The organism is Acinetobacter sp. GFQ9D191M (assembly GCF_011174875.1).
GTDB lineage: Bacteria > Pseudomonadota > Gammaproteobacteria > Pseudomonadales > Moraxellaceae > Acinetobacter.
In genome coordinates, this window is record NZ_JAALGV010000015.1 from 1 (window position 1) to 26,202 (window position 26,202).

Annotated in this window: 26 protein-coding genes; 14 read left to right on the forward strand and 12 right to left on the reverse strand. The window is 44.0% G+C overall.

The genetic code is table 11. The features are described from left to right. Positions 1-115: 115 nt before the first annotated feature. From G5T77_RS02185 to G5T77_RS02200, 4 genes are all read left to right on the forward strand, one after another. The gene (locus G5T77_RS02185) at positions 116-481 is read left to right on the forward strand and encodes a DUF423 domain-containing protein (RefSeq protein ID WP_004782466.1); all 366 of its coding nucleotides are present in this window, start codon (positions 116-118) and stop codon (positions 479-481) included. 39 nt (positions 482-520) lie between these two features. Then, positions 521-718, forward strand: a complete 198-nt coding sequence (thiS, locus tag G5T77_RS02190) for a sulfur carrier protein ThiS (RefSeq protein WP_005235073.1) — start codon at positions 521-523, stop codon at positions 716-718. A gap of 17 nt (positions 719-735) precedes the next feature. Next, the gene (locus G5T77_RS02195; protein WP_166137223.1) at positions 736-1,518 is read left to right on the forward strand and encodes a thiazole synthase; all 783 of its coding nucleotides are present in this window, start codon (positions 736-738) and stop codon (positions 1,516-1,518) included. 307 nt (positions 1,519-1,825) lie between these two features. Next, positions 1,826-2,551 (forward strand): hypothetical protein, encoded by a 726-nt coding sequence (locus tag G5T77_RS02200; RefSeq protein WP_166137226.1) that lies wholly within the window; start codon positions 1,826-1,828, stop codon positions 2,549-2,551. Positions 2,552-2,593: 42 nt separating this feature from the next. Here G5T77_RS02200 and G5T77_RS02205 read toward each other — a convergent pair whose 3' ends face one another. The 3 genes from G5T77_RS02205 to G5T77_RS02215 form a co-directional block, all read right to left on the reverse strand. Then, on the reverse strand, positions 2,594-2,905 hold the full coding sequence (locus G5T77_RS02205) for an antibiotic biosynthesis monooxygenase (protein ID WP_166137229.1): 312 nt from the start codon (positions 2,903-2,905) through the stop codon (positions 2,594-2,596). 15 nt (positions 2,906-2,920) lie between these two features. Further along, complete coding sequence (locus tag G5T77_RS02210) at positions 2,921-3,502, reverse strand: NAD(P)H-dependent oxidoreductase (RefSeq protein ID WP_159123885.1); 582 nt, start codon at positions 3,500-3,502, stop codon at positions 2,921-2,923. Positions 3,503-3,658: 156 nt separating this feature from the next. Then, positions 3,659-4,270 carry a glutathione binding-like protein gene (locus G5T77_RS02215; protein ID WP_004782472.1) on the reverse strand — a complete coding sequence of 204 codons (612 nt, stop codon included), beginning with the start codon at positions 4,268-4,270 and terminating at the stop codon, positions 3,659-3,661. A 216-nt stretch (positions 4,271-4,486) separates the two neighbouring features. On the opposite strand from G5T77_RS02215, the gene G5T77_RS02220 reads away from it, so the two are divergent. Both G5T77_RS02220 and trmB read left to right on the forward strand, forming a co-directional pair. Then, on the forward strand, positions 4,487-5,932 hold the full coding sequence (locus G5T77_RS02220) for a SulP family inorganic anion transporter (RefSeq protein WP_166137232.1): 1,446 nt from the start codon (positions 4,487-4,489) through the stop codon (positions 5,930-5,932). A 150-nt stretch (positions 5,933-6,082) separates the two neighbouring features. Continuing rightward, positions 6,083-6,799 carry a tRNA (guanosine(46)-N7)-methyltransferase TrmB gene (gene trmB / locus G5T77_RS02225; RefSeq protein WP_166137235.1) on the forward strand — a complete coding sequence of 239 codons (717 nt, stop codon included), beginning with the start codon at positions 6,083-6,085 and terminating at the stop codon, positions 6,797-6,799. A 43-nt stretch (positions 6,800-6,842) separates the two neighbouring features. On the opposite strand, the gene G5T77_RS02230 is transcribed toward trmB, so the two are convergent. From G5T77_RS02230 to G5T77_RS02250, 5 genes are all read right to left on the reverse strand, one after another. Further along, positions 6,843-7,619, reverse strand: a complete 777-nt coding sequence (locus G5T77_RS02230) for a Rossmann-like and DUF2520 domain-containing protein (RefSeq protein WP_166137238.1) — start codon at positions 7,617-7,619, stop codon at positions 6,843-6,845. 83 nt (positions 7,620-7,702) lie between these two features. Continuing rightward, positions 7,703-8,500 (reverse strand): thioesterase family protein, encoded by a 798-nt coding sequence (locus G5T77_RS02235; RefSeq protein ID WP_166137241.1) that lies wholly within the window; start codon positions 8,498-8,500, stop codon positions 7,703-7,705. 62 nt (positions 8,501-8,562) lie between these two features. Continuing rightward, positions 8,563-9,234 carry a class I SAM-dependent methyltransferase gene (locus G5T77_RS02240; RefSeq protein ID WP_159123881.1) on the reverse strand — a complete coding sequence of 224 codons (672 nt, stop codon included), beginning with the start codon at positions 9,232-9,234 and terminating at the stop codon, positions 8,563-8,565. A 242-nt stretch (positions 9,235-9,476) separates the two neighbouring features. Continuing rightward, positions 9,477-11,165 carry an AMP-binding protein gene (locus G5T77_RS02245; protein ID WP_166137244.1) on the reverse strand — a complete coding sequence of 563 codons (1,689 nt, stop codon included), beginning with the start codon at positions 11,163-11,165 and terminating at the stop codon, positions 9,477-9,479. Between the two features lie 97 nt (positions 11,166-11,262). Beyond that, positions 11,263-11,898 (reverse strand): TetR/AcrR family transcriptional regulator, encoded by a 636-nt coding sequence (locus tag G5T77_RS02250; protein WP_004782481.1) that lies wholly within the window; start codon positions 11,896-11,898, stop codon positions 11,263-11,265. Between the two features lie 146 nt (positions 11,899-12,044). Here G5T77_RS02250 and G5T77_RS02255 point away from each other — a divergent pair, with 146 nt between their 5' ends. The 8 genes from G5T77_RS02255 to G5T77_RS02290 all read left to right on the forward strand — a co-directional run bounded on the left by G5T77_RS02255 (position 12,045) and on the right by G5T77_RS02290 (position 21,530). Beyond that, entirely contained in the window at positions 12,045-13,217 is a 1,173-nt protein-coding gene (locus tag G5T77_RS02255) for an isovaleryl-CoA dehydrogenase (RefSeq protein ID WP_166137247.1), read from the forward strand. A gap of 35 nt (positions 13,218-13,252) precedes the next feature. Continuing rightward, on the forward strand, positions 13,253-14,854 hold the full coding sequence (locus G5T77_RS02260; protein ID WP_005235052.1) for a carboxyl transferase domain-containing protein: 1,602 nt from the start codon (positions 13,253-13,255) through the stop codon (positions 14,852-14,854). A gap of 12 nt (positions 14,855-14,866) precedes the next feature. Beyond that, positions 14,867-15,661: an enoyl-CoA hydratase/isomerase family protein gene (locus G5T77_RS02265; protein ID WP_166137250.1), complete on the forward strand. Its 795-nt coding sequence runs from the start codon at positions 14,867-14,869 to the stop codon at positions 15,659-15,661. Positions 15,662-15,680: 19 nt separating this feature from the next. Then, the gene (locus tag G5T77_RS02270) at positions 15,681-17,675 is read left to right on the forward strand and encodes an acetyl/propionyl/methylcrotonyl-CoA carboxylase subunit alpha (RefSeq protein ID WP_004782488.1); all 1,995 of its coding nucleotides are present in this window, start codon (positions 15,681-15,683) and stop codon (positions 17,673-17,675) included. Further along, on the forward strand, positions 17,672-18,574 hold the full coding sequence (locus G5T77_RS02275) for a hydroxymethylglutaryl-CoA lyase (RefSeq protein WP_166137253.1): 903 nt from the start codon (positions 17,672-17,674) through the stop codon (positions 18,572-18,574). Before G5T77_RS02270 ends, G5T77_RS02275 begins: the two co-directional genes overlap by 4 nt. A gap of 100 nt (positions 18,575-18,674) precedes the next feature. Beyond that, the gene (locus tag G5T77_RS02280) at positions 18,675-19,379 is read left to right on the forward strand and encodes a CoA transferase subunit A (RefSeq protein ID WP_159123878.1); all 705 of its coding nucleotides are present in this window, start codon (positions 18,675-18,677) and stop codon (positions 19,377-19,379) included. Positions 19,380-19,381: 2 nt separating this feature from the next. Next, positions 19,382-20,020, forward strand: a complete 639-nt coding sequence (locus G5T77_RS02285; RefSeq protein WP_166137256.1) for a CoA transferase subunit B — start codon at positions 19,382-19,384, stop codon at positions 20,018-20,020. 97 nt (positions 20,021-20,117) lie between these two features. Further along, positions 20,118-21,530: a TIGR00366 family protein gene (locus G5T77_RS02290; RefSeq protein WP_004782496.1), complete on the forward strand. Its 1,413-nt coding sequence runs from the start codon at positions 20,118-20,120 to the stop codon at positions 21,528-21,530. 57 nt (positions 21,531-21,587) lie between these two features. Here G5T77_RS02290 and G5T77_RS02295 read toward each other — a convergent pair whose 3' ends face one another. The 4 genes from G5T77_RS02295 to G5T77_RS02310 all read right to left on the reverse strand — a co-directional run bounded on the left by G5T77_RS02295 (position 21,588) and on the right by G5T77_RS02310 (position 26,096). Next, the gene (locus tag G5T77_RS02295) at positions 21,588-23,081 is read right to left on the reverse strand and encodes an OmpA family protein (protein ID WP_166137259.1); all 1,494 of its coding nucleotides are present in this window, start codon (positions 23,079-23,081) and stop codon (positions 21,588-21,590) included. Between the two features lie 193 nt (positions 23,082-23,274). Then, complete coding sequence (locus G5T77_RS02300; protein WP_166137262.1) at positions 23,275-24,513, reverse strand: dihydroorotase; 1,239 nt, start codon at positions 24,511-24,513, stop codon at positions 23,275-23,277. Between the two features lie 10 nt (positions 24,514-24,523). Further along, the gene (locus G5T77_RS02305) at positions 24,524-25,540 is read right to left on the reverse strand and encodes an aspartate carbamoyltransferase catalytic subunit (protein ID WP_004782500.1); all 1,017 of its coding nucleotides are present in this window, start codon (positions 25,538-25,540) and stop codon (positions 24,524-24,526) included. Between the two features lie 223 nt (positions 25,541-25,763). Further along, a complete protein-coding gene (locus G5T77_RS02310) occupies positions 25,764-26,096 on the reverse strand; it encodes a hypothetical protein (protein ID WP_034702100.1) in 333 nt (110 codons plus the stop codon). Between the last annotated feature and the right edge of the window lie 106 nt (positions 26,097-26,202).

The following is a 26,202-nucleotide window of genomic DNA, read 5'->3' on the forward strand; positions in this document are numbered from 1 at the left end:
CTTAACTGACTGGCATTATTCATATATGAAGGCTTTTTTGTCTTTTAATGCCGTGTTTCAGCCTGGGCTTTTATGCTAAGGTTAAGCGCAAACTTTATTGGGAAGATCAATTCAAATGTGGATTGCGATTTCAGCACTTAATCTTGCGCTTGCAGTCATGCTCGGCGCATTTGGTGCCCATGGTTTAAAGACTCGAGCGACTGAAGCACAGTTGACCTGGTGGCAAACGGCCACAGATTATTTCTTCTACCATGCTCTTGGCTTACTTATTCTGGCAGTCATCAGCCGTGTGATTCCTGAATTACCAATTAAATGGAGTTTTCTCCTGATTCAGGCGGGGATTTTCCTGTTCTGTGGCTCACTCTATGTCATGGCACTGGGTCTGCCGCGCGGTTTAGGTGCAATTACACCAATTGGTGGTGCCTTAATGATTGCTGGCTGGTTAATTCTGGCCTGGAATGCCGTAAAATACCTCAAATAGGTCTGATGCTTTAATCAATAATCATGGAGGGTTGCCAAGATGCTGGTATATATCAATGGCGAACAACAAGAAACTCAATGCAAGAATCTGCTGGAACTGGTTCAAAGTCTGGCGCTTGAGGGTAAGCGCTTTGCAGTTGAGGTCAATGAAATGATTATTTCTAAAAGCAGATTGGGTGAAACGCCCATTTGCGAAGCAGACAAAATAGAAATTATTCACGCAGTCGGTGGCGGCTAATAACACTTGGAACAATTATGCAAGATTTATTACAGATCGGTTCACGCCAATTCCAGTCTCGTCTTTTAGTAGGCACAGGCAAATATAAAGATTTAAATGAAACAAATCAGGCCATTCAGGCCAGCGGTGCAGAAATTGTAACGGTTGCTATTCGCCGGGTGAATATTGGTCAGCATCCAGACCAACCGAACCTGCTTTCAGTGGTTCCACCAGAAAAATACACTATTTTGCCAAATACTGCGGGCTGTTTTGACGCTAATAGTGCAGTACGCACCTGTATGCTGGCACGTGAACTGCTGGATGGCCATAACTTGGTAAAACTGGAAGTACTGGGCGATGAAAAGACCCTTTATCCAAATATTACCGAGACCTTGAAAGCAGCCCGTACCCTGATTGATGACGGTTTTGAAATCATGGTCTACACCTCAGATGATCCGATCGTGGCACAAGAACTTGAAAGTATGGGCTGCGTAGCAATTATGCCTTTGGGTAGCCTGATCGGTTCTGGTCTGGGGATTCTGAATCCACATACAATTTCGATCATTAAAGAAAATGCCAAAGTGCCTGTGCTGGTTGATGCGGGTGTCGGTACTGCCAGTGATGCAGCGATTGCCATGGAACTGGGCTGTGACGGCGTACTGATGAATACGGCGATTGCAGCAGCACAAAATCCGGTCTTGATGGCCTCTGCGATGCGTAAGGCAGTTGAAGCAGGTCGTGAAGCATTTCTTGCCGGACGTATGCCACGCAAACGCATGGCCAATGCCAGCTCACCTGAAACCGGTTATTTCTTTAAATAATAATCGAGGCTAGAGGCCCAAAAAATTATTTAAATCATGTCGATCTGTTCAGGAGTTTCTAGCAAACTCCTGAACTTTTAAATTTAGATACCCAGGTCAACTTTGAAAATTAAATATTAAAAGTTCACGTCTTGGTTCGGATTAATTCGAATAGGAACTTCAAATCCATAGTTGAATTTATAAAAAAACTTTAAAGTTCACCATAAATATCTATCCAATATTCAAAGAGATGACTTAACCTATTTTGCTAAACTTATCACTCAGCTTTGATCATCAATAAAATTATAAATAAAAGGAATTTAAACCGATGCTTTATCAGATCAAACTGCCTTTCCTATTTAGCACCCTGCTGTGTCTAGCATTTACACAAAGTGCTTGTGCGAAACCTCAGACAGGTAGTTCTCCTAAATCAAGCTATCAATCTTTTGTTCCGAAAAACTGGAAAGTTCTAGAAAAAGCACAAGGTGATTTAAATCAGGACGGTCAAGCGGATATTGCCCTGATTATTGAAGATACTAATCCCGAAAACTTTGTTGCAAATGCAGGTGTAGGTAATCATGTTCTGAATACCAACAAACGAAAACTTTTGATTTTATTCAAGCAGGCAAATGGTTATCAACTTGCAGCTAGCAATACTACTTTGCCAAGCGAAGGTGATGTTGAATCACCTTGTCTCGCTGATCCACTTGGTGAATCCGAAGCCTTAAGCATTCAAAAAGGTGTACTTCGGGTTCATTTACATTACTGGCTAAGCTGTGGTTCATGGTATGTCACCAATTATACTTATACCTTTCGATACCAAGATAATGCTTTTAAATTGATTGGCTATGATGTAGATGATTTTCACCGTGCCTCGGGTGATAGTACAGCACGAAGCCTTAACTTTTTGACAGGCAAGGTAAAAACTACAACAGATGAAAATGAATTTGCAGAACAGACGCAACCTGCCAAAGTTCAATGGTCCACCTTAAAACACCGCTACGCACTGAAACTTGAACAGGTTCAATTTAATCAGTCACAAGAGTTCGAATAAAAAATTAAATATCACAAACTCTTTCAAACTGAGAATTACAGCTTAAAGTGCTTCTAAAATTCGAATCTTTACACTCGCAACCGCACCTTGAGTGGCTTTAGCATGTTGCTGCATATTTACACTATGCATGTGAGTTTCCAGATGCTGAATGCTTTCCCATTTTTCAAACATCATGATTGAAAAAGGCACTTTGGTCTGTAATTGGCTCTCAATCGCAGGATGATCAATATAGACATCATAAAGATGACAGCCTGGCTCTTGTAATACCTGTGCGCGGATGTTGTTAAATGAATTCAGCACTGTTTTCAGATCTTGTTCCGAATGACAGATGATTTCAGCAATAACGGTTAGCATGATCATATCTCCTGGTTAAGCAAAAATTTGAGTTAAATGTTCACGATACTGTGCAATATACGCTTCAACTTCAGGGGCTTTAATTACATCATTCACAATAAATGTCGGTAAAGCCTGCATCCCCAGGAATTGGTTGGCTTTATGAAAAGGTAGGTAAACGCCATCTACGCCCACGCCATGAAAAAACTGCTCGGCATCCGTAAACGCATCCATTGGTGCATTCCAGGTAAGAGATAACATATACTTTTTATCGTGAATCAGGCCACCTGAGCCGTATTGTTTTGAAGCATCTGAACGTGAGCGACCATCATTTGCATACAGGCTGCCATGCCCTTCGGTAAAAACATCATCAATATACTTTTTCACTGGCCACGGCGCACCCATCCACCAGCCTGGCATTTGGTAAATGACCGTATCTGCCCAAAGGTATTTTTCTACTTCTGCTTTTGCATCATATTCATTGTCAGCACGAGTTACCTGAACCTGATGCCCCAGCTTTGTTAATACTTCTTGAGCCAGTTCGGCCAAAGTATCATTTAACTGACCATTTGAGTGGGCAAAAGCTTTTGCGCCATTAATTAATAAAATATTTTTCATGAAAAGAACCTGAAATCAAAAATTTATGCAGGCACTATATAGACTCTGCTTATTGCTAAAAAGCAGTGATTTTGCAAATCATTATTGACTAAATATCAATAATCACTTTGGAAGCAATAAAAAAGCGCCTTATGGCGCTTTTTCAAAATTTCAGTATTAAGGAATCAAACCTTCATCACGCATTGCAATCTGTACAGACTGACGTTCTGCAACCTTATTACGGATATGAATAATATTTTTATATGGACTCAGATCATGTTCAATCTGGTTCGACCAGTTGGTGAGAACAAACAGGTAAGCATCTGCCGGACCGAAATTATCATCGACCAGATAATCATTGTCCGATTCACCAATGGCCTTATCGATATAACTCAATAAACGGTCAATTTCTGCATAGGCTTTTTCTTTGGCTTCATCTGATAATTTTCCAGTGAAGAATACAGCATAAGCATCATGCAGTTCTGAATTGAGATAACCTAACCACTCCAGCACTTTGGCACGTCCCATGCCAGAAGGTGGAATCAGATCTTGTTTTGGATCGTGTTGAGCAAGAAACGGTAAAATTGCAACATTTTCTGTAAGAATTAAACCCGGATTAATTTCTAATGCTGGTACATAACCTTTTGGGTTAATTTCGTAATAATCTGCACCTTTTTCTGTTTTATGGGTTTTTAAGTCAACACGTTCCAAATCAAAATCGACATTAATTTCATTTAAAATAATATGAGCTGCCAAAGAGCACGCGCCTGGCGAATAGTAAAGCTTCATTTCTGATCCTTGTTATACACTTCTCAATGTTTTAAATCGCTTCTGACAAACTTTCAAGTGATCAAACCTGTAAATTGCAAAAAAGCGTAACTGTGATTCAGCACAGTTACATATTTAATATTGAGGAATTTACAGGCTTTTGCAAGTCAATCTTGTGTAGATTTTTATCTGTATCTGTTTAAGATACGCAGGTTCTCAAAATTTAGATGATATTTCGTGATTAACCTGAAAAAAGAAGAATGGTTTTCCAATATCCGGACTGATGTACTGGCAGGTTTGGTGGTTGGACTCGCCCTGATTCCTGAATCTATTGCCTTTTCTGCGATTGCCGGTGTCGATCCGCAAGTCGGCTTATATGCCTCTTTCTGTATTGCCGTGTCCATTGCCTTTTTCGGTGGTCGTCCTGCCATGATTTCTGCGGCGACTGGTGCAATGGCGCTACTGATGATTACGCTGGTCAAGGATCATGGCTTGCAATACCTGCTTGCAGCCACAATTCTGACCGGGATTATTCAGGTGATTGCGGGCTTTTTTAAAGTTGCCAAGCTGATGCGTTTTGTATCACAGGCTGTGGTGTATGGTTTCTTGAATGCCCTCGCAATCCTGATTTTTGTGGCACAAATCCCGGAAATTAACCGGATGGACAGTACGGGTTATCTGTTCATTTTAGTAGGTTTGGCAATTATCTATCTGTTTCCTTATATCCCGAAAATCGGTAAAGCGATTCCATCGCCTCTGATCTGTATCGTCGTACTGAGCGCACTTGCGTTATTGCTTGGTGCAGATATGCGTACTGTGAGCGATCTGGGACAGTTTCCAGATACCTTGCCAGTCTTTCTTCTTCCAGAAATTCCACTGAATCTGGAAACTTTGCAGATTATCCTGCCTTATTCCTTTACTTTAGCCACTGTCGGTTTGCTTGAAAGCATGATGACGACTACAGTGATTGATGAAGTTACCGGAACTGAAGGCGACCGTCATCAGGAATGTCGTGGTCAGGGTATGGCCAATATTGTCAGTGGCTTTATGGGTGGGATGGCCGGTTGTGCCATGATTGGCCAGTCGATTATCAATGTCTCATCAGGTGCTCGTACCCGTTTATCCACTCTGGTGGCTGGGGTGTTTTTGCTATGTCTGGTGGTCTTCCTGAAAGACTGGCTGGCTTATATTCCTATGGCGGCGCTGGTAGCCATTATGATTATGGTGTCATTTACCACCTTCCAGTGGGGTGCAATCAAACAGTTTGGCAAGCATCCGCTAGAATTTAATACCGTGATGATTGCAGTGATTATTGTCGTGCTTGCTACTCATAACCTGGCGCTCGGTGTATTTGTCGGCGTATTGCTCTCTGCCCTGTTTTTTATTAATAAACTGGAAAGAACTGTACATGTCTCGACTTATTTGCATAAGCCTAATTCACGTAGCTATAAAATTTCTGGACAGATCTTTTTCAGTAGTACAGAAAAGTTCTACCAGTTTTTTGATTTTAAAGAAAAGCTGGATCATGTTGAGCTGGATCTGACCCATGCGCATGTCTGGGATGTGACTTCAGTAAATATGCTCAATAACGTCATCCAGAAGTTTAAAGCCCAAGGCATAGACGTGACTGTAATCGGTTTAAATGAAGCCAGTAGCACTTTGATCGACCGTTTTAGTACCTAATCAAGCTTGATCTGTAAAAGAGCCGATTGGCTCTTTTATTTTGTCTGAGATATCTGACTCGATTTTTATGGAGAAATACCGAGAAAAGTTTGACTTGCACCGCTCAGGACTTAAAATACCGCATTCTGAATTTTTAGATTTGCCAAAATTATGTCGAACGATCAATTAGACCAGCAAGTCGTGGAGCTGGACAATTTAAGCGAGCACCGTGAAATTGTAACGTTTATGCGCCGCTCAGCGCCATTAAATACCTCTCAACGTACTGCGCTTGAACAATATGGTCACTTAATTTTGGAATATCCGGTGGGTGACTTGCGTCAGCATTTTGAGCATCCTGAACGTCCGCTGACTGTCGAAATCGGTTTCGGTATGGGTCGTTCACTGGTACTCATGGCTAAAGCGAATCCTGAACGTAACTTTGTCGGAATCGAAGTGCATGTACCGGGTATTGCGCAGTGCGTGTATGAAGCAGGTATGGCTGGCGTGACGAACTTACGTGTATTGGATGCTGATGCGATTCAGGTACTTCGTGAAATGCCAGACAATAGCATCAACACCGTTCAGTTGTATTTCCCTGATCCATGGCAGAAAAAACGTCACTTTAAACGCCGTTTTGTATCTCATGACCGCATGCCATTGGTTGAGCAAAAGCTGGAACTTGGCGGTACTTTCCATGCTGCAACAGACTGGGAACCGTATGCTGAGTGGATGCTGGAAGTTCTGGAAGAACGTCCACGTTTAGAAAACCTGGCAGGTAAAGGCAACAGCTACCCTCGCCCTGAATGGCGCCCACAAACCAAGTTTGAATGTCGCGGGATCGAAGCTGGCCACAAGATTAATGACTTTATCTTTAAGAAAATTTCTTAATATCTATAAGTCTAAAAAGCGCTGATTATTCAGCGCTTTTTTATTAGCTCTTATGGCGTTCTAAAATCTGCTGACTGAATAATTTATATACATCTGCCAAGTCTTGTCGTTCAGATTGCTCTAGCATCTGCTGATGCATATTCAGAATATTCTGATCACCACGCATCGCAGGTCCAGTCTGCCCCGGGCGTGGATCATTTTGCGTCGCTTTATGGGCTGTTTCCAGAATCAATGGATAAAGCAGGCTAAAGTCTACCTGCTGTGCATCCACAATCTGCTTGGCCATGTCATAACAGTAGTTGCTAAAATTGCAGGCAAACACTGCAGCCAGATGTAAGCTCAAACGTTGGTCTGAACTATATTGATAAACTCGTTTGCTTAGGCTATTTGCTAAATGAGTTAAGATTTCTTGATCTTCTGGCTCAGACGCTTCAATAAATAAAGGTGTATTTTCCCAGTCAATTTCACGTTCCAGACTAAAGGTTTGCAATGGATAAAAGACGCCAGACTTTGCATGTACATCTGCTAGAACATTCAGGTGAGAACTGCCTGAAGTATGGACAATCAGCACATCTTGCAAGTAAAAATAGACTTGTCTGATGACCTCAGCAATTGATTGATCACTCACGGCAATGATCATCAAGTCTATATCCTGATTCAGATTTTCAGGTTGAGCGATGGCTTGCGCTTTAAATTGATCAGCCAGTTGCTGTGCTTTATCCAGAGTCCGGCTGTAGATCTGTACAATTTCATGTTGTGCTGACAATGCATGGGCAAGATGATAAGCCACACGCCCCGCCCCAATAATACTAATCCGCATTCATCAATATTCCTGAACCATTGCGCACAGCATGCCAATAAAAAAAGGATGAATCAATTCATCCTTTTGCTTTTAAATCAGTTTTAGAATTTTCGTAAGGTCAGAATCTGTTCACTGCGACCGAAAGGCCCGTGAATATCATGCAGCACACCGCTGGTGAGACCAATCCCATCTTCACCATACTGTTGCACCACTTCCAGCCCCAGCCATTCACCTTGCGGCAGACGGTGCATATGAATCTGCAAATCCAGATTCGGGAATCCCCAGCCTGCATTTGGATCCTGACGTGGCACAATGCCATTCGCGGTATCGACCATACCGAGTAAACGACTAAAATCTGTAGTCAGTTGTCCTTCTACCATATCCAATGAATTTCTGAGCCAGACAATACCTTTACCTGCACGATGGTCGGTATGTGCACGGGTTTCAATACTTTGAATATAACCACCCGGCCAGCAACTCATACCCTCCCAAACCGGTAAAAACTCAGGGCTTTCAATCGGAAAATCTTCGATACCTGCAATGGCCCGGCTATCCGAAGTCAGCATCCTCCAGGCACGAGCAACGATACAGGTTTTTCCATTGGCACGCATTTCCGCCTCAATCAGTTCAATAGTTTTGCCAGGACGGATCATGCGTGTAGTAATAGAAAATTCACCAAATGCAATCAGCCCAAAAATATCCAGTCCAACCCGGCCAATGCGCATTTCTGATCTAGGCTGAAACTGTTCCAGTTCAACACATAGAATACCGGTTGCTGGCGCCATGTGCTGTTCATGAGGATTCCACGCACCTTGAGCATGAATATTGGAACGATAATAGGCAGTAGTACTGCCATCTGTATGCTGCTCGCGCTGGATCAAACTATAATATGCTGACATTCTTCTTAAACTTCCTTGATTATTCTCTTAAACTTTAAAATTCATATAAAGTTTCATGATCTTTATTTTCTAAGTAAAAAACCATAATAATTTATGATTTGACTATAAATTTTGTGCTGTTTAAATCCGACTTTTGTTAAAAGTTCATTTGAATCTTCCGCTGAAATCAGAAAAAAGTCCTGCTGCAATCTGGCCAGCATATTTTCGCTTTGCTGCACACTAAGTCCGGTTTGCTGTGCCATTTTTTGCATCACCTTTAATTCATTCTCACCTTCTGGCTGCATCAGATCATAAGTCAACGCGATCCGGCCAGCTTTAAGGCTCTGATAGATAGCCTGAAAAAAATCAGATTTCTGAGGTTCAGGAATAAAATGGGCGACTAAAATAGCAAGTGCAGCATCGAAAGTATCCTGCTGATCCAGTTCCTGAGTGGTGCACTGTATAAACTGAACTCGTTGTTCAGCTCCAATAGAAGCCAGATGCTTCCTTGCCTGTTCAAGCATCGCAGCGGAAGGATCAATCGCAGTAAATGTCCAGTTGGGATGCTGCTGCAATAAATAAGATAGCTCATAACCAGTACCGCAACCCACGATCAGGATATGTGCATTTTCTGGAAGCTCAGTACTGAGTATTGCTTCAATCTGTTGATGCACCAGTTCATAGCCAGGAATCAGTTTACGGATATGATCATCATAACTGGCGACCACCACTTCACTGTGAAAGTTTTTTGCCATCTGTTTACTCTGATTTATATAGAAATAGATTTTTATCTATTTAAAGAAATTGCTAAATACATGACCTCAATTTGCAAGATGGATTCTTCTTCCATTGTGCAGGTGCTTCGTTACTTTGACTGGGCAAAGTAACCAAACCCCTCTGTTTCATTGATATGGCATCCTTGCCATACAATGAAACGGCGGCATCCATGCCGCCAGGTCATCTGATCAAATACTATTTAAACTTAGCTTTAATTAATTTAAGCAATCTCTTTTAAATTTAATTCTTCACGCATAAATTCACGCAACTTGAACTTCTGTGCCTTACCTGAAGCTGTCATCGGGAATTCATGGAAGAAACGCACATAACGTGGCACTTTATTGTGAGAAATATGCTCAGCACAATATTGACGGATGGCTTCTTCGGTACATGGGTCATTTTCATGCAGGATAATGCAGGCACAAAGCTCTTCACCATATTTATGGTCTGGCACGCCAATCACCTGCACATCCGACACCGCTGGATGGGTATAAAGAAAATCTTCAATTTCTTTCGGGAACAGGTTTTCACCGCCACGAATCACCACATCCTTGATACGACCCTTGATTTTGACAAAACCTTCATCATCCATTTCCGCAATATCACCAGTATGCATCCAGCGCGCAGCATCAATGACTTCTTGGGTCTTGTCCTGGTCCTCCCAGTAACCGAGCATCACGGAATAACCCCGCACACAGAGTTCACCTAATTGACCGCGCGGCACCACCTTGCCATTTTCATCGACAATTTTAACTTCCAGATGCGGATGGACACGGCCAACTGTACTCACACGACGTTCAACACTGTCTTCTGTTGAACTTTGAGCACTTACCGGTGCTGTTTCAGTCATGCCATAACAGATGGTAATTTCAGACATATGCATTCGCTCTATTACACGCTGCATAATTTCCTGTGGACACGGACTACCCGCCATAATGCCGGTACGCAGGCTAGACAGATCAAAATCGTCAAACTGTTCATGTTCCAGCACGGCAATAAACATGGTCGGTACGCCATAAGCTGCCGTACATTTTTCCTGCTGAATAGCTTTTAAGGTTTCCAGCGGATTAAATACGGCAGACGGATAAATCATGGCTGAACCATGGGTAATACAGGCCAGATTGCCCATTACCATGCCAAAGCAGTGGAATAGTGGAACAGAAATACAGACACGGTCTTCCGGACTTAAGTGAATCGCCTCACCGACAAAGTAACCATTATTTAAAATATTGTTATGGGTCAGCATCGTACCCTTAGGATTCCCTGTGGTGCCTGACGTAAACTGGATATTGATAGTTTCATCGAACTGCAAATCAGTGGAGATCTGTTGCAGCTGTTCCAGCTCTTGAGCACTTGGTGTAGGCATTAAATCCTGAAAACGATGAATGCCAGTATGCTGCTGCTCATCAATTTTAATAACATGCTTTAAATGTGGGAGACGCTCTGCATTCAGTAATTTATTTTCAGCCTGTTTTAATTCAGGCGCAATTTTGGTCAGGATTTCCTGATAGTCCGTGGTTTTAAACTGCGATGCAATGACCAGTCCCTTACAGGACACTTTATTCAGGACATATTCCAGCTCATTGCTTTTATAGGCCGGATTCAGGTTAACCAGAATAATGCCTGCCTTGAAAGCTGCGAACTGGGTAATAGTCCATTCCACACAGTTCGGCGACCAGATCGCCAGACGGTCACCTTTTTGCATACCCAATTTCAGCAGCTGACAGGCAAAGGCATTGACCTGATCCTGTAGCTGCCGATAACTCAGGCGTATGTTCTGATGCATACTGACAACTGCATCGCGATCTGCATATTGTTCGCAAGCCTGATCAAATTTTTCACCAATCGTCATACCCAATAAAGGCTGGCTGCTGGTTCCATAGGCATAGCTTAACCGTACTTGTGTCATTGAATCGATCTCCTTGATTCTTTGTAATTCTGATTTTCAACTTTACTAATTGTTTTATGACCACGACGACCTTGTCTATGTGCCTGTTTTTGTGCGTCTATGCTGCTGAATTTCCCTCCTGTCGATGTACTGCGTTAACACAAAAATCGGCAATCTGTTTGACAAAGTGATCCTTGTAGTTCTGATCAAACATTACATTACGGGACGGATTTAAAGGTTCAATCACGACAAAGGTCATGGCACCGACCACACCCAAAGCTGCCGTATTTAAATCTTCAAACTCGAACTCTCCATTCACCTTTCCTTCGGCCAGGATTTCCTTAATGCTTTGTTTAAGCAGCTGTTTACTGCGAAAACGCTCATGTTCCATTTCCGGATCAACCGGTTCAAACATAAGTGAATACGCCAACTGGGGGCTATTCATGGCACGTTTCACAAAAGTTGTAACAGATTTTTGCAATTTCAGTTTTGGCGATAAATCCGACCCGGCAATGGAAACAAGAATTCCAACTTCATGCTGAATCGCTGCCGACAAAACCTCAATCAAAATCTGGCTTTTGTTTTCAAAATATCGATAGACCAGCCCTGTAGAAACGCCTGCGCGTTCTGCAATCGCCTGAATCGACGCCTCTTTAAAGCCCCCTTGAGTAATCAGTTCACGAGCAGACTGTAAAATCGACAAACGATTTTGTTCCATTCGTTCCTGCATCAGTGATGATCTTTTATAACTCATAATCTTATTCTCAACCAGATAAAATGAATTGTAAATCATTTTGTGAATATAGGTTCACTTTTTTAATTTTTCGTTGTATGTTAAAAAAACAAGCACAACAAAAATGCTTTTGGACACAACAAATATAATCTCAGGATGGATGAAGAATGAATTTACAAAGCTTAGATTTCGGTTTGGATGAAACTCTTATTGCGCTTCGTGATTCAGTGGTCGCATTTTGCGCCAAGGAAATTGCCCCAATTGCCCAGCAAGTTGACCGTGACAATGAATTCCCGGCTCACCTCTGGAAAAAATTTGGTGATATGGGCCTACTTGGTTTAACGGTCAGTGAAGAATATGGCGGTACCAATCTGGGGTATCTGGCCCATATTATTGCCATGCAAGAAATTTCCCGTGCTTCAGCATCCATTGGTTTGTCCTATGGCGCCCATTCTAACCTATGTGTTAACCAAATTAAGCGAAATGGTAATGAAGAACAGAAGCAGCGCTACCTGCCAAAACTGATTTCTGGCGAATATGTCGGTGCACTGGCCATGTCTGAGCCGAATGCCGGATCAGATGTAGTCAGCATGAAACTGAAAGCTGAAGACAAAGGCGATCATTATCTACTCAACGGTTCCAAGATGTGGATCACTAACGGCGGTGATGCCGATGTACTTGTGGTCTATGCTAAAACCGATTTACAAGCTGGCGCCAAAGGCATGACCGCCTTCCTGGTTGAGAAAAATATGCCAGGTTTTAGCCACGGCACCCATTTAGATAAACTGGGTATGCGCGGTTCCAATACTTATCCCCTATTTTTTGACAATGTCGAAGTTTCGAAAGAAAACGTGCTTGGCGGTGTCGGCAATGGGACTAAAGTGCTGATGAGTGGTCTGGACTATGAACGTGCGGTTCTGAGTGCTGGCCCACTGGGCATTATGGATGCCTGCATGGATACCGTGATTCCTTATATTCATGACCGTAAACAATTTGGTCAGGCACTGGGCGAATTCCAGTTGATGCAAGGCAAAATTGCTGACATGTACTCTACCTGGCTGGCATGTAAGGCGCTGGTGTATGCCGTTGGTGCTGAATGTGACAAGGCCGATCATAGCCGTAGCCTGCGTAAAGATGCTGCCAGTGCCATTTTATATGCCGCTGAAAAAGCCACCTGGATGGCGGGTGAAACCATTCAGACCCTAGGTGGGAACGGTTATATCAATGAATTTGCTGCAGGCCGTTTATGGCGCGATGCCAAACTCTATGAAATTGGCGCCGGAACTTCCGAAATCCGCCGCATGCTCATTGGCCGTGAGCTCTTCAACGAAACAGCCTAAACATTAACACTTAGAATAAAACAAGGATGTTCGTCATGAATCAGTTACAGAGCAAAATCAATATACGTAGTGAAGAGTTTAAGACCAACCAGGCTGCCATGCTGCAACTGGTGGATGATCTGAAACAGAAAGTAGAAAAAATTGCCTTGGGTGGCGGAGAAAATGCCCGCCAGAAACATCTGGATCGCGGCAAATTACTGCCGCGTGAACGGATTAATCATTTAATTGATCCAGGCACGGCTTTTCTGGAAATCGGTCAACTGGCTGCCTATCAGGTTTATCAGGATGATGTTCCTGCAGCAGGTGTGGTCGCAGGTGTAGGTCAGGTCAATGGTGTGACCTGCATGATCGTGGCCAATGATGCCACAGTCAAAGGCGGGACTTATTATCCCCTTACGGTGAAAAAGCATTTACGTGCCCAGGAAATTGCCGAACAGAATCATTTGCCATGTATTTATCTGGTCGATTCTGGCGGTGCTTATTTACCTTTACAGGATGAAGTCTTCCCGGATCGTGATCACTTCGGTCGTATCTTTTACAATCAGGCACGTATGTCGAGTCTGGGTATTGCCCAGATTGCAGTGGTAATGGGTAGCTGTACGGCAGGTGGTGCTTATGTGCCAGCGATGTCAGATGAAACCATTATTGTGCGTAATCAAGGCACGATTTTCCTCGGCGGCCCTCCTCTGGTGAAAGCGGCAACCGGTGAAGTGGTTTCTAGTGAAGACTTAGGTGGTGGTGATGTACATACCCGTTTATCTGGGGTTGCCGATCATCTGGCAGAAAATGATGAACACGCAATTGCCATTGCCCGCAACATTGTGGCGAACCTGAATAAAAAGCCAAATAAAACTGCAGATGAAATTGAAGCACCGCGTTTTGACAGTTCAGAACTATATGGCATTGTGCCAAGCGATGCACGTAAACCGTTTGATATCCGTGAAGTGATTGCGCGTATTGTCGACGGTTCACGCTTTGACGAATTCAAGGCACGCTTTGGGACTACCCTGGTCACTGGCTTTGCCAAGCTCTATGGAATGCCAGTTGGAATTATTGCCAACAATGGAATTTTATTCTCTGAGTCAGCACAAAAAGGCGCACATTTTATTGAACTGTGTACCCAGCGCAATATTCCGTTGATCTTCCTGCAAAACATCACCGGCTTTATGGTGGGTCGTCAGTATGAAAATGAAGGTATTGCTAAAAATGGTGCCAAGCTGGTGATGGCCGTCGCGACAGCCAATGTGCCTAAACTGACTCTGGTGATTGGCGGTTCTTTTGGTGCCGGTAACTATGGCATGTGTGGCCGTGCTTACTCGCCACGCTTTATGTGGACCTGGCCAAACTCACGTATTTCGGTGATGGGCGGTGAACAGGCCTCTAGCGTATTGTCGACTTTGAAACGCGATCAGATTGAGCAAAAAGGTGGAACCTGGTCAGCTGAAGAAGAAGACCAGTTTAAACAGCCAATTCGTGACCAATATGAACGCCAAGGCCATCCTTATTATGCTTCTGCGCGTTTATGGGATGACGGTGTCATTGATCCAGCGCAATCGCGTGAAGTCCTGGCCCTAAGTCTGGCTGCAGCGATGAATGCACCAATCCAGCCAACCAAATTCGGCGTGTTCCGCATGTAAGAGGTGACAAAAATGGACTATCAATTTTTACAGCTCGAACAGCAGAATCAGGTGGCAACGGTCTGGATTAACCGGGCTGAACTGCATAATGCGTTTAATACCCAGGTCATTGAAGAGCTACATGCCTGTTTCCAGTCTTTAAATCAGCGTGATGACGTACGCGTGGTGATTCTGGCAGGCCGAGGCAAAAGCTTCTCTGCGGGTGCAGATCTGAACTGGATGAAACAGGCCGGTCAGGCCTCACAGGCAGACAATGAAGCCGATGCTCTCAAACTGACAAAAATGTTGCAAAGTCTGGCGACCTTGAAACAACCGACGATTGCCCGTGTCCATGGAATTGCTTTTGGCGGCGGTATGGGACTGGCATCCGCTTGTGATATCTGTATCGCCAGCACTGATGCCAAGTTTGCAACGTCTGAAGTACGTTTAGGATTAGCCCCTTCGACCATTAGTCCGTATGTGATTCGTGCGATTGGCGCCCGTCAGGCCTCACGTTATTTCCTGACTGCTGAGCGAATCTCAGCTGAACAGGCGAAAACCATTGGTCTGGCACATGAAGTGACTGCACCAGAACAGCTCGACAGCAAAATTGATGAGATTGTGGAAGCGCTCTTACTCGGTGGACCAGCAGCGCAAAACGCCTCAAAACAGCTGATTCAACTGGTCGATCAACAGGTCCTGACTGAAGATCTGCTGTTTAAAACCGCACAGCATATTGCCCATGTTCGCCAGGGAGATGAGGCGAAAAATGGACTGAATGCATTTTTAAACAAACAAAGCCCGGCCTGGATTAAGACCACGGCATAACAACAAGAAGGATCGTAGGATGTTTGAAAAGATTTTAATTGCCAATCGTGGTGAAATTGCCTGCCGTGTGATTCGTACAGCGAAAAAGTTAGGGATTGCCACCGTTGCCGTATATTCCGATGCCGATGCACAGGCACAGCATGTCAAACTGGCAGATGAAGCCATCCATATTGGTGAATCGCCTGCTGCACAAAGTTATTTACAGATTGAACGTATTATTCAGGCAGCAAAAACTACCGGTGCTCAGGCCATTCATCCAGGTTATGGTTTCCTGTCTGAAAATGACCAGTTTGCCCTGGCCTGTCAGGATAACAACATTGTCTTTATTGGTCCGCCAGTGGATGCGATCTTAGCAATGGGTCTGAAAGCGACCTCTAAAGCCTTAATGGAAAAAGCTGGTGTACCTTTAACCCCCGGCTATCATGGTACCAATCAGGATGCGGATTTCCTGAAACAGCAGGCAGACAGTATTGGCTATCCGGTACTGATCAAGGCTAGTGCCGGCGGTGGCGGTAAAGGCATGCGTCTGGTCGAGCGTAGTGAAGATTTCCTGAGTTCACTCGCTTCCTGTAAAAGCGAAGCACGTTCCAGCTTCGGCAATGAAGATGTGCTGATTGAACGCTATGTCGTGCAGCCACGCCATATTGAAGTTCAGGTCTTTGGTGATACACATGGCAATTATGTGCATCTGTTTGAACGTGATTGCTCCGTGCAGCGTCGTCACCAGAAAGTTCTGGAAGAAGCACCTGCACCTAAAATGCCAGAAGACAAACTTGAGGCGATGCGCCAAGCCGCAATTGATGCTGCACGTGCTGTAAATTATGTCGGTGCCGGTACAGTCGAGTTCATCGTTGAGCAAGACGGTACTGCTTACTTCATGGAAATGAACACCCGTCTGCAGGTTGAGCATCCAGTCACTGAAATGATCACCGGTCAGGATCTGGTGGAATGGCAGTTACGTGTAGCGTTCGGTGAACCTTTACCGAAACAGCAGCATGAATTACAGATACACGGTCATGCACTGGAAGCCCGTGTTTATGCCGAAGAACCAGAAAAAGGTTTTATTCCTGCCATCGGTCAGATCAGCTATTTGCACTATCCAGAACAAAATGACAGCGTGCGTGTGGATAGTGGCATTGTCGAAGGTGATGAAATCAGCACCTATTATGATCCGATGATTGCCAAACTGATTGTTTGGGGCAAAAACCGTGAAGCTGCTTTAACCCAGATGCATCATGCCTTGGGTCAGTTTCATGTCGATGGTCTTGGCAATAACATCGCTTTTCTTGATCGCTTAGTATTATGTGATTCATTTAAAAATGCCCATCTCGATACTGGCCTGATTCAACGTGAAGAAGAGTTCCTACTCAAACCATCTGCTGATATCAGTGCAGAATTAGTGGTCACTGCAGCCTTGGTTGAACTGTTATCGCGTCTGGCTCAAAACCCGACTAGCAATAATCCCGTCTGGCAGCAAAAGGCATTTTGGCGTCTGAATCAGCAAAATAGCTACACAATTAAATTACAATGTAATGACGTTTTACGTGTGGTGAGCTTTAAAGCGCTAGAAAATAGTTTCCTGGCAAATTATGAAGGCCAGACACTTACCATCCAGGGTGAGCTGCTTGATCAACACCTACTCCAGTTAAATCTTGCGGGTCAGCAGCAGAAACTGGCATTTAGCCAGACTGAGCATGGCATTACCCTGTTCCAGAATGGTCAAAGCTACAAGTTCAATTATTTGAAAAATGACTTTAATAACCAGGATGAACAAGGGACTGAAAATAACTTGACTGCGCCAATGCCTGGCGTGATTACTCAGGTTCTGGTCGCGGCAAATGACAAAGTGAAAAAAGACGATGTACTGCTGACCTTGGAAGCAATGAAGATCGAATATACCATTCGCGCTCCGCATGATGGCATTATCGCAAACTCATACTTCCAGAAAGGTGATCAGGTTAAAGCCGGTGATGAACTGGTTGAGTTTCAGCCTCTAGCGGAGGAAGTTGCATGACAGATTTCGTTAAAATCGTAGAAGTCGGGCCACGCGATGGCCTGCAAAACGAAAAAACACCTTTAACACTAGATGACCGTAAAAATCTGATTCTGGACCTGATGAAAACAGGTTTGCAGGCGATTGAGGTCGGCTCCTGTGTTTCAGCCAAATGGGTTCCACAGATGGCAGATAGCGATACGCTATTTGCCAGCTTGCCTAAAGATCCGAATATCCAGTTCAGTTTGCTGACGCCAAACATGAAAGGTTTTGAATCAGCGCTGGCTGTGGATTGTAAAGAAGTTGCGGTATTTACCGCAGCTTCTGAAAGCTTTACCCACAGGAATATCAACTGCTCGATTGATGAAAGCTTTGAGAAGTTTGCAGATGTGATGGCAGCTGCCAAAGCAAATGATGTCAGGGTGCGTGGCTATGTCTCTTGTATGGTGGACTGCCCTTATGAAGGTGCAATTGATCCGAAGCAGGTCGTCAAAGTTACACAGCGTCTACTAGACATGGGCTGCTATGAAGTGTCATTAGGTGAAACCATTGGTACGGCAACTCCGGATCGCGTGAAGAACGTCTGGGATGCCTGTCTTTCAGAAATTGATAGTAAAGTGCTAGCCGGTCATTTTCATAATACCTATGGCATGGCCATCGCTAATATTTACCAGTCATTGCTGCAAGGGATTCGGATATTTGACTCCTCTATTGCCGGTCTCGGTGGCTGTCCTTATGCCAAAGGTGCTTCCGGCAATGTTTCAACTGAAGACCTGTATTACCTGCTCTCCAAGATGGGCTTTGAAACCGGTATTCAACTGGATGCTTTGATGCAGGCCAGCCGTAATATCAGCGAGGTATTACAACGCAATAATCCATCCAATTATGCCAATGCCTATTGGCAAAAAGCCTGTGCTTAAAAACTTAAAATAGCCGGACACTCTATAAGTCCTCATGGATAGAAATCAGCAGATCTTTAGATGAAAGAGATCTGTAAGAGAAGAATAAATCGAGGTAAAAATGTCAAATAAAGTGTATGACAGTGCAAAAGCCGCTTTAGACGGCGTGGTTCAGAATGGACATACCTTGGCGGTAGGCGGTTTTGGTCTATGTGGTATTCCAGAAGCCCTAATTGCAGCTTTAAAAGAAACCGGTGCCAAAAGTCTCACCTGTATTTCCAATAATGCCGGTGTCGATGGCTTTGGCTTGGGGCTATTGCTGGAAACCAAACAGATTAAAAAGATGATCTCTTCCTATGTAGGCGAGAATAAGGAATTTGAACGCCAATACTTAAGCGGTGAACTTGAAGTTGAACTGACCCCGCAAGGAACTTTAGCTGAAAAATTACGTGCCGGTGGTGCAGGTATTCCCGCTTTCTATACCGCGACCGGTGTTGGAACCGTCATTGCTGAAGGTAAAGATGTCCGCGAATTCAATGGCAAGTCTTATATTCTGGAAGAATCCTTAACTGCTGATGTAGCTTTGGTTAAAGCTTATAAGGCCGATAAAGCCGGCAACCTGATTTTCCGTAAAACTGCCCAGAACTTCAATCCGGTCTGTGCCATGGCTGGTAAAGTGACCATTGCTGAAGTTGAAGAAATTGTCGAGATCGGTGCCCTTGATCCAGATGAAATTCATCTTCCAGGTATTTATGTGAACCGGATTGTACTGAATACCCAACCGGAAAAACGCATTGAACAGATGACTTTAAAGGCGGAGGCTTGATCATGGCTTGGACACGTAATGAAATGGCGCAGCGCGCCGCACAGGAACTTGAAGACGGTTTCTATGTGAATCTGGGTATTGGTCTGCCAACCTTAGTCGCAAATTATATTCCAGAGAATATTAATGTCTGGCTTCAGTCTGAGAATGGTCTGCTGGGTATTGGAGAATTTCCAACGGCAGAGACTGTGGATGCCGACCTGATCAATGCTGGCAAACAGACGGTAACTGCCCGCAAAGGTGCATCTTTCTTTTCCAGTGCCGACTCCTTTGCCATGATCCGTGGCGGTCATGTCAATATCGCTATTCTGGGGGCTATGGAAGTGTCTGAAACTGGTGATCTGGCCAACTGGATGATTCCGGGCAAAAAGGTCAAAGGGATGGGTGGTGCCATGGATCTGGTCGCGGGTGTACAAAAAGTTGTGGTGCTGATGGAACACTGCGCTAAAGATGGTACGCCTAAAATTGTCTCACAATGTAGTCTTCCGCTTACTGGCCAGGCCGTAGTGAACCGGATTATTACTGACTTAGGTGTATTGGATGTCACACCTGAAGGTATTCAACTTGTAGAACTGGCACCCGATGTCAGTTTTGATGAAATTCAGAAAGTCACCGGCGTACCTTTACTCCGTAAAGCAGCCTGATTTTTCCCAGCCCTTAAAATGAAAAATTTTAAGGGTTTCTTTTTGGCTGAAGAAAGCCGCTTCTTAATAACAAATGCAGAATAAATGGATTTTAATCATGCAAACTCAACAAAATATCTTGCAGCGCTTTGCCATGCGCGTCAGCGACTGGTCTGAAAAATGGTTTCCGGACTCTTATATCTTTGCCCTACTCGGTGTCATCATCGTTGCGATTGCCGCGATTGGCATTGGTGCGCCGGCACAAGACGTCGCGATTTCATTTGGTGACGGATTCTGGAGTCTGATTCCCTTTACCTTACAGATGTGCATGTTGATCGTGGTCGGTTATGTAGTTTCAGTTTCCAAACCGATGCAATTACTGATTCAGAAAATGGCGCGCATTCCTCATTCTGGACGTGGAGCCATCGTTCTTGTCGCCACAGTTAGTCTACTGATTTCCCTGATTAACTGGGCGATGAGTACAGTACTAACTGCTCTTCTAGTGATTGCACTGGCGCAGCGTAAAGAGCTGAATATGGATTACCGTGCAGCTGCCGCAGCAGCGATTATCGGAATGGGTGCAACCTGGGCGCTCGGCATCAGCTCCTCTGCCGCGCAATTACAAGCCAACAAATCCAGCCTACCAGAACCGCTTTATAATCTGACTGGTGTGATTCCTTTTACCGAAACGATTTTCCTGCCGCAATCCATGATCATGACAGCAGTCTTGATTATTGCTTCGATTGCCATTGCTTACTGGTCTGCGCCCAAAGGCAATCATATTAAAACTATTGATCACTTCCCGATCCAGATTGAAGAAGAAAAGACTGAAACCGTGACCCATAAACGGCCGGGTGACTGGCTGGAAAACTCGCCAATCTTAAGTATTCTGATTGTGGTTCTGGGTCTGGTCTGGATGTTTAACGAGTTTTCCAAAAGTAATCCTATTCTGGCAATCTCCAGCTTAAACACCTATAACTTTATCTTTCTGATTTTGGGTGTAGCTTTACATGGTACACCACGTAATTTTCTCAATGCTGTGTCCAAAGCTGTGCCGGCCATTTCAGGGGTGCTGATCCAGTTTCCGCTTTATGGCAGCATCGCCTTTATGATGACCAATGCCCTGAATTCTGCTGACCTGTCCCTATCGCACTATATCGCCGAGTTCTTCGTTTCGATTGCCTCGCAGGAAACCTTTGCAGTGGTGATGGGAATTTATTCAGCGATTCTAGGCTTCTTCATTCCTTCTGGTGGAGGAAAATGGATTATTGAAGCGCCTTATGTGATGCAGGCTGCACATGACCTGAAAGTGCATCTGGGCTGGTCTGTCCAGATTTACAATGCGGCCGAAGCCTTGCCCAATCTGATCAATCCTTTCTTTATGCTCCCTATGCTGGGTATCTTAAAATTAAAAGCCAAAGATGTGATTGGTTTTACAGTGACCCAACTGGTCTTTCATCTTCCATTGGTACTATTCTTGCTCTGGTTTCTAGGAAGAACCCTGACTTATACCCCACCTGTCTTCTCTTAATTCATAACAAATAAAAAAGGACGAATCATTCGTCCTTTTTTATGATGAAAGAATTATTTAGCTGGCTTTCTTTTCAACTACGCCTTCATTATCTACAGTATGTACACGACCATCTTCGGTACTCATAACTTCAAAAGTTACACGACGATTTTGATACTGACCGTTCGAGGTTGCATTCGGTTGAGCAGGCTGATTCGCCGCCATACCTACAGGTTGTAATTGTGCCGGATTCACCCCTTTCTGTACCAGATAATTCACAATGGCTTGAGCACGTTTTAAAGATAGCTCCTGATTTTGAGTGCTGCTGCCTTCCGTATCAGTATGGCCTATTACGGTTAGACGTACATCTTTGGCATATTGCAATAAAGCTGCGGTCTGATCCAGCAAGCTTTTATTCACTTCAGGAATTTCTGTAGAACCTGTCGCAAAATGAATAAGTTGCAGGTTTAAGGCAGTAGCAACATCCAATGCCTCAATATTCTCCATCTGAAGTTCGTCTAAAGCTTTTTTAGCCTCGGTATTGGCTGTATTGATCGCCTCATCCATATCCACTGGTTTTTGGGTCACGACTTCTACATTTTTAGCCAGACCACGAATCTGACCTGCCAAACGCTGTGCATCCGCACTGTTTGCTGCCTGTACAGACACCTGATTACCCGCCCAAGTCAAAGTCACATTTGACATGCCTTGCAGCAGTTTCAATACAGATGGAATCGTATCCTGATCAATAAATTCTGAGTGGTAATTCTCATTGGCTACTGCACCACAGCCAATACTGTAATTAAAGATCTGTTTGATTTCATTTTGCAAAATCTGCATATATTTCGAATCATTCATCTGTACCTGACAGTTGACGATTTCACCCTGACTACCGGTGCTGATTTTGAGAATTGCAGGGTTCGTTGCAGCAGCTTCACTCACTGCTTGGGCATTTCGCAATTCATCCGGATCATCATCACGCAGGCATCCACGGAAGAAGAATAAGATAATCGCCGCAATAATCACGAGGAGAATAAAAGGCCAGAACACCACTGCCTTTTTCTCTTCAGTCAGTACTGGTTCTGCTTCCGGTTCGGAAGCCAGACCCGGTGCGCGGTTCAGATTTTGTCCCGCCAGCGGAGATACGCCTAGAGATGCCAGTATGGGGCCAGCCCAGACTGGTAATGCCCGTTGAATCGAGTCTGCATGGGTATCTAACAAATGGCCTACTGCTTCAGCAGTGGGTGCACCCGCTTCTGCTTGCAAGAAGTTCATGGTTGGAACAATTGCCCGGTTCAGGGTCTGTTCAATTTCATCTTGAGGTGCAGTTGAATCTAACTGAGCCAGGAATTGTTGTTTTAGGGTCGGATTATTATTAAATAATTCATCAATCTTGGGATTAAGTTGCTGACCCAGACTTTCAATCCAGGCCGGTCTTGCACGAAGAATACTTAACAATACAGGATAGAATTGGGCTAAGGCCTGATCCTTGGCAAATAGATGTTCTGTTTCACCTTGCAGCACAATGGCGGTCACATCACTCTTTAAACGTTCAATTAAATCTGTATTCATCAAGATCACCATTATTCTGATTTATAATGTTTAATATTTAATCAGTGTAGCGACCCACCCTCTTTGGAATGTTAATAATTGTACTGATATCATAAAGTTTCACTGTTTATGTAAGGCTAACTTTTCTAGTATTTTAATTAAGATATAAAAAAGTCAGCCGAAGCTGACTTTTTGTAAACGCGAAATGTAAGTGTTATGCAGCAATAAAAGTTTGCAGCACTTTACCTTTCACTTTTTGATTGAGCAGTGGTGTATTTTTACCTTGAGAAACGATCGTTTCTTTACTCAGCGTCCACTCCTGTTCTGGATCAACCAGTACCCAGCCAGCTTCTGCCTTCCAGCGATTAAACATGTTAGCGACTTTCGCGGGAGCAACTGTGACTTTCTCCACCCATTCTAACGGCGTAAAGAAGCCTTCATTCACTAGTTGGATACCGAACGGTACGTAGGTATCAAACGCGGTAAAGCCAGGCTGTGTTTCCGCAAAGGGTGCCATTTTGGCAGAGCTGCTCAGGGGTTCATGATGGGTACAGATCGCATCAATCACACCAGATTTTACGCCCTGACGCAGTAATTCTTTGTCAGATTCAGAACGTAATGGTGGACGCACGTGTGCAAGAGAGTTAAAGCCATCAATCAGATGGTCAGTCAGATGCAATTGGTGCATTGCGACATCACAAGTTACTGGCAGACCTTTTTCTTTAGCAATACGGATCAGTTCTACTGATGCACCACAAGATAACAAACCGAAATGAGCGCGTACTTTAGTTGCTTCAATCATGAGCAGGTATTTGGCAATGGCCACAGTTTCCGCTAGCGATGGAATCATTGGCAAACCTTGGCGCGAAGCAATAAAGCCTTCATGCACACAACCATCTTTGGCAATTTGCGGCTCTTCTGCATAGAACACTACAGTCAGATCCAAACCCGCTGCATATTCAAGTGTACGCAATACCACATCATCATTGGCAAACGGCGCACTGGCATTAGAAACCGCAGTACAACCGCCCTTTTTCAAACCAGCCATATTGGCCGGTTGCTGACCTTGCAAACCTTGGGTTTGCGCACCGATCACCTGTAAATAAATACCGCCATCCAGCATGGCTTTTTCAACCAGACCATGAATCAGCGCACCATTATCCTGCACAATCGGTTTGGAATCTGGCGGGGTAAAGACATGCAGAATACCGTTTTCACGTGCAGCCTTACCTTCAGACTTTAAAGTTCCGTGTTGCTGCTGGCCCGGTTCACGTAAACGTGCGCATAGATCCACCATAGTGGGCATCAGCCATTTGCCCTGCCCATCAATGGTTTCAGAGACGTGAGCAGTTTCTGCAATACGTTTACCATTTTCCAGATAAACCGTTTCGACTGAATCAGTGTTTTGGATTGGGTCAAGAACACGGACATTTTCAATTTTTACAATAGACATGACTTATTCCTTATACCGCAATCGCTTCAATCAAACCCTGTTCCTGTAACTGACCCTGCATCGCAAGAGCCAGTACCGCCATACGTACTGCAATCCCGTTAGTAACCTGTTTCAGAATCACGGATTGCGGACCGTCTGCAATACTGGAATCAATTTCCACACCACGGTTCATTGGTCCTGGATGCATCACGATACAATCCGGCTTGGCCATGGCGAGACGTTCTTTATTCAGGCCATACATTTTGTAGAATTCAGCCTGAGAAGACAGCGCTGGCGAATCAATACGCTCGTTTTGAATACGCAAGGTAATGATCACATCACAGTCTTTGATGCCATCTTCCATATTATTGAACAGGCGTACATCTTCACTGTAGTCATCAAAACCGTATGGCAATAACGTATTCGGTGCAATCACGCGAATATCTTTGCAGCCTAAGGTTTGCAGTGCCGCCACATCTGAACGTGCTACACGCGAATGCTTGATATCGCCAATAATCGCAATCGACATATCTTCGAATTTTTTATTGGTTTCACGGCGAATGGTCAGCATATCCAGCATCGCTTGAGTTGGATGGGCATGACGGCCATCGCCTGCATTAATGATGGCGACATTTGGACAGACATCTTTGGCAATAAAGTGCGCTGCACCTGAAGATGAATGACGTACCACGAAAATATCTGCCGCCATGGCTTCAAGATTCCACAAGGTATCACGTAAAGTTTCACCTTTAGAGGTGCTTGAACGGGCAATATCGATATTCAGCACGTTGGCAGACAGACGTTTGGCCGCTGCCTCAAAAGTAGTACGCGTTCGGGTAGAATTTTCAAAAAATAGGTTCATCACCGTTTTGCCTTCGAGCAAATTATTGGTGATCAGCTGATTTTGGTCATTAAAAAAGGACAACGCAGTGTCCAGTATTTTTGTAAGAGTTTCTTTAGAAAGACCTTCGATGGTCAGGAAATGTTTAAGATTACCTGCTTTGTTGAGTTGAATCTGGCTCGGTGTATGCAATGCCGCCAAGTGCATGAGAGATTCCTTATACGTTAAGTCAACGTATTATACAGAGATTAGCGAATCTTTATAGTTGATAAAAAGCTCGGTTGTACAAAAACCATCTCGGTAATAAGAATGGAAATTTAAATTCCCATGTATTTTTTCAATAAGATAATTTAACCTGTCTATCTATATGCTTGTTTTTTCATTTAAACATGAGTGCTTCAGTCTGGAGCATCCACACTCAATCCCCCAATTAGCGCAATGCGCCAATATAATGATGTGAAACCTGTGCGCGATAGATATCTTCTTCACTTGGTTCCACAGAAATCAGTTCCTTTTCCGCCTGTTCTTCAGCCTGCAGTTCTGAAAATGACGATAAATCCAGAGTGGTTTTTAAACGGTTGATTAGATGTAATAATTCAGGATCTTCAGTCTGCTCTGCCAGCCCAATCACATGCTTTGCATAGTGGATATTTTCTGCAAGATACATGGCATCAATCACTCGCCCAGTTACTCGTCTTAACCGTGCATAGATCAAGGTAGCGATTGAAAATGCCTCATTCCTGCGTAATTGAAGATCCAACATCTAAACCCCTCCGAAATAATAATTAAAAATAAAGATGAAGCTGTAATGATTCCCCTCAGCATTACAGCTTCATTGATATTAGATAGAGCAATAAACGTACCAAAAT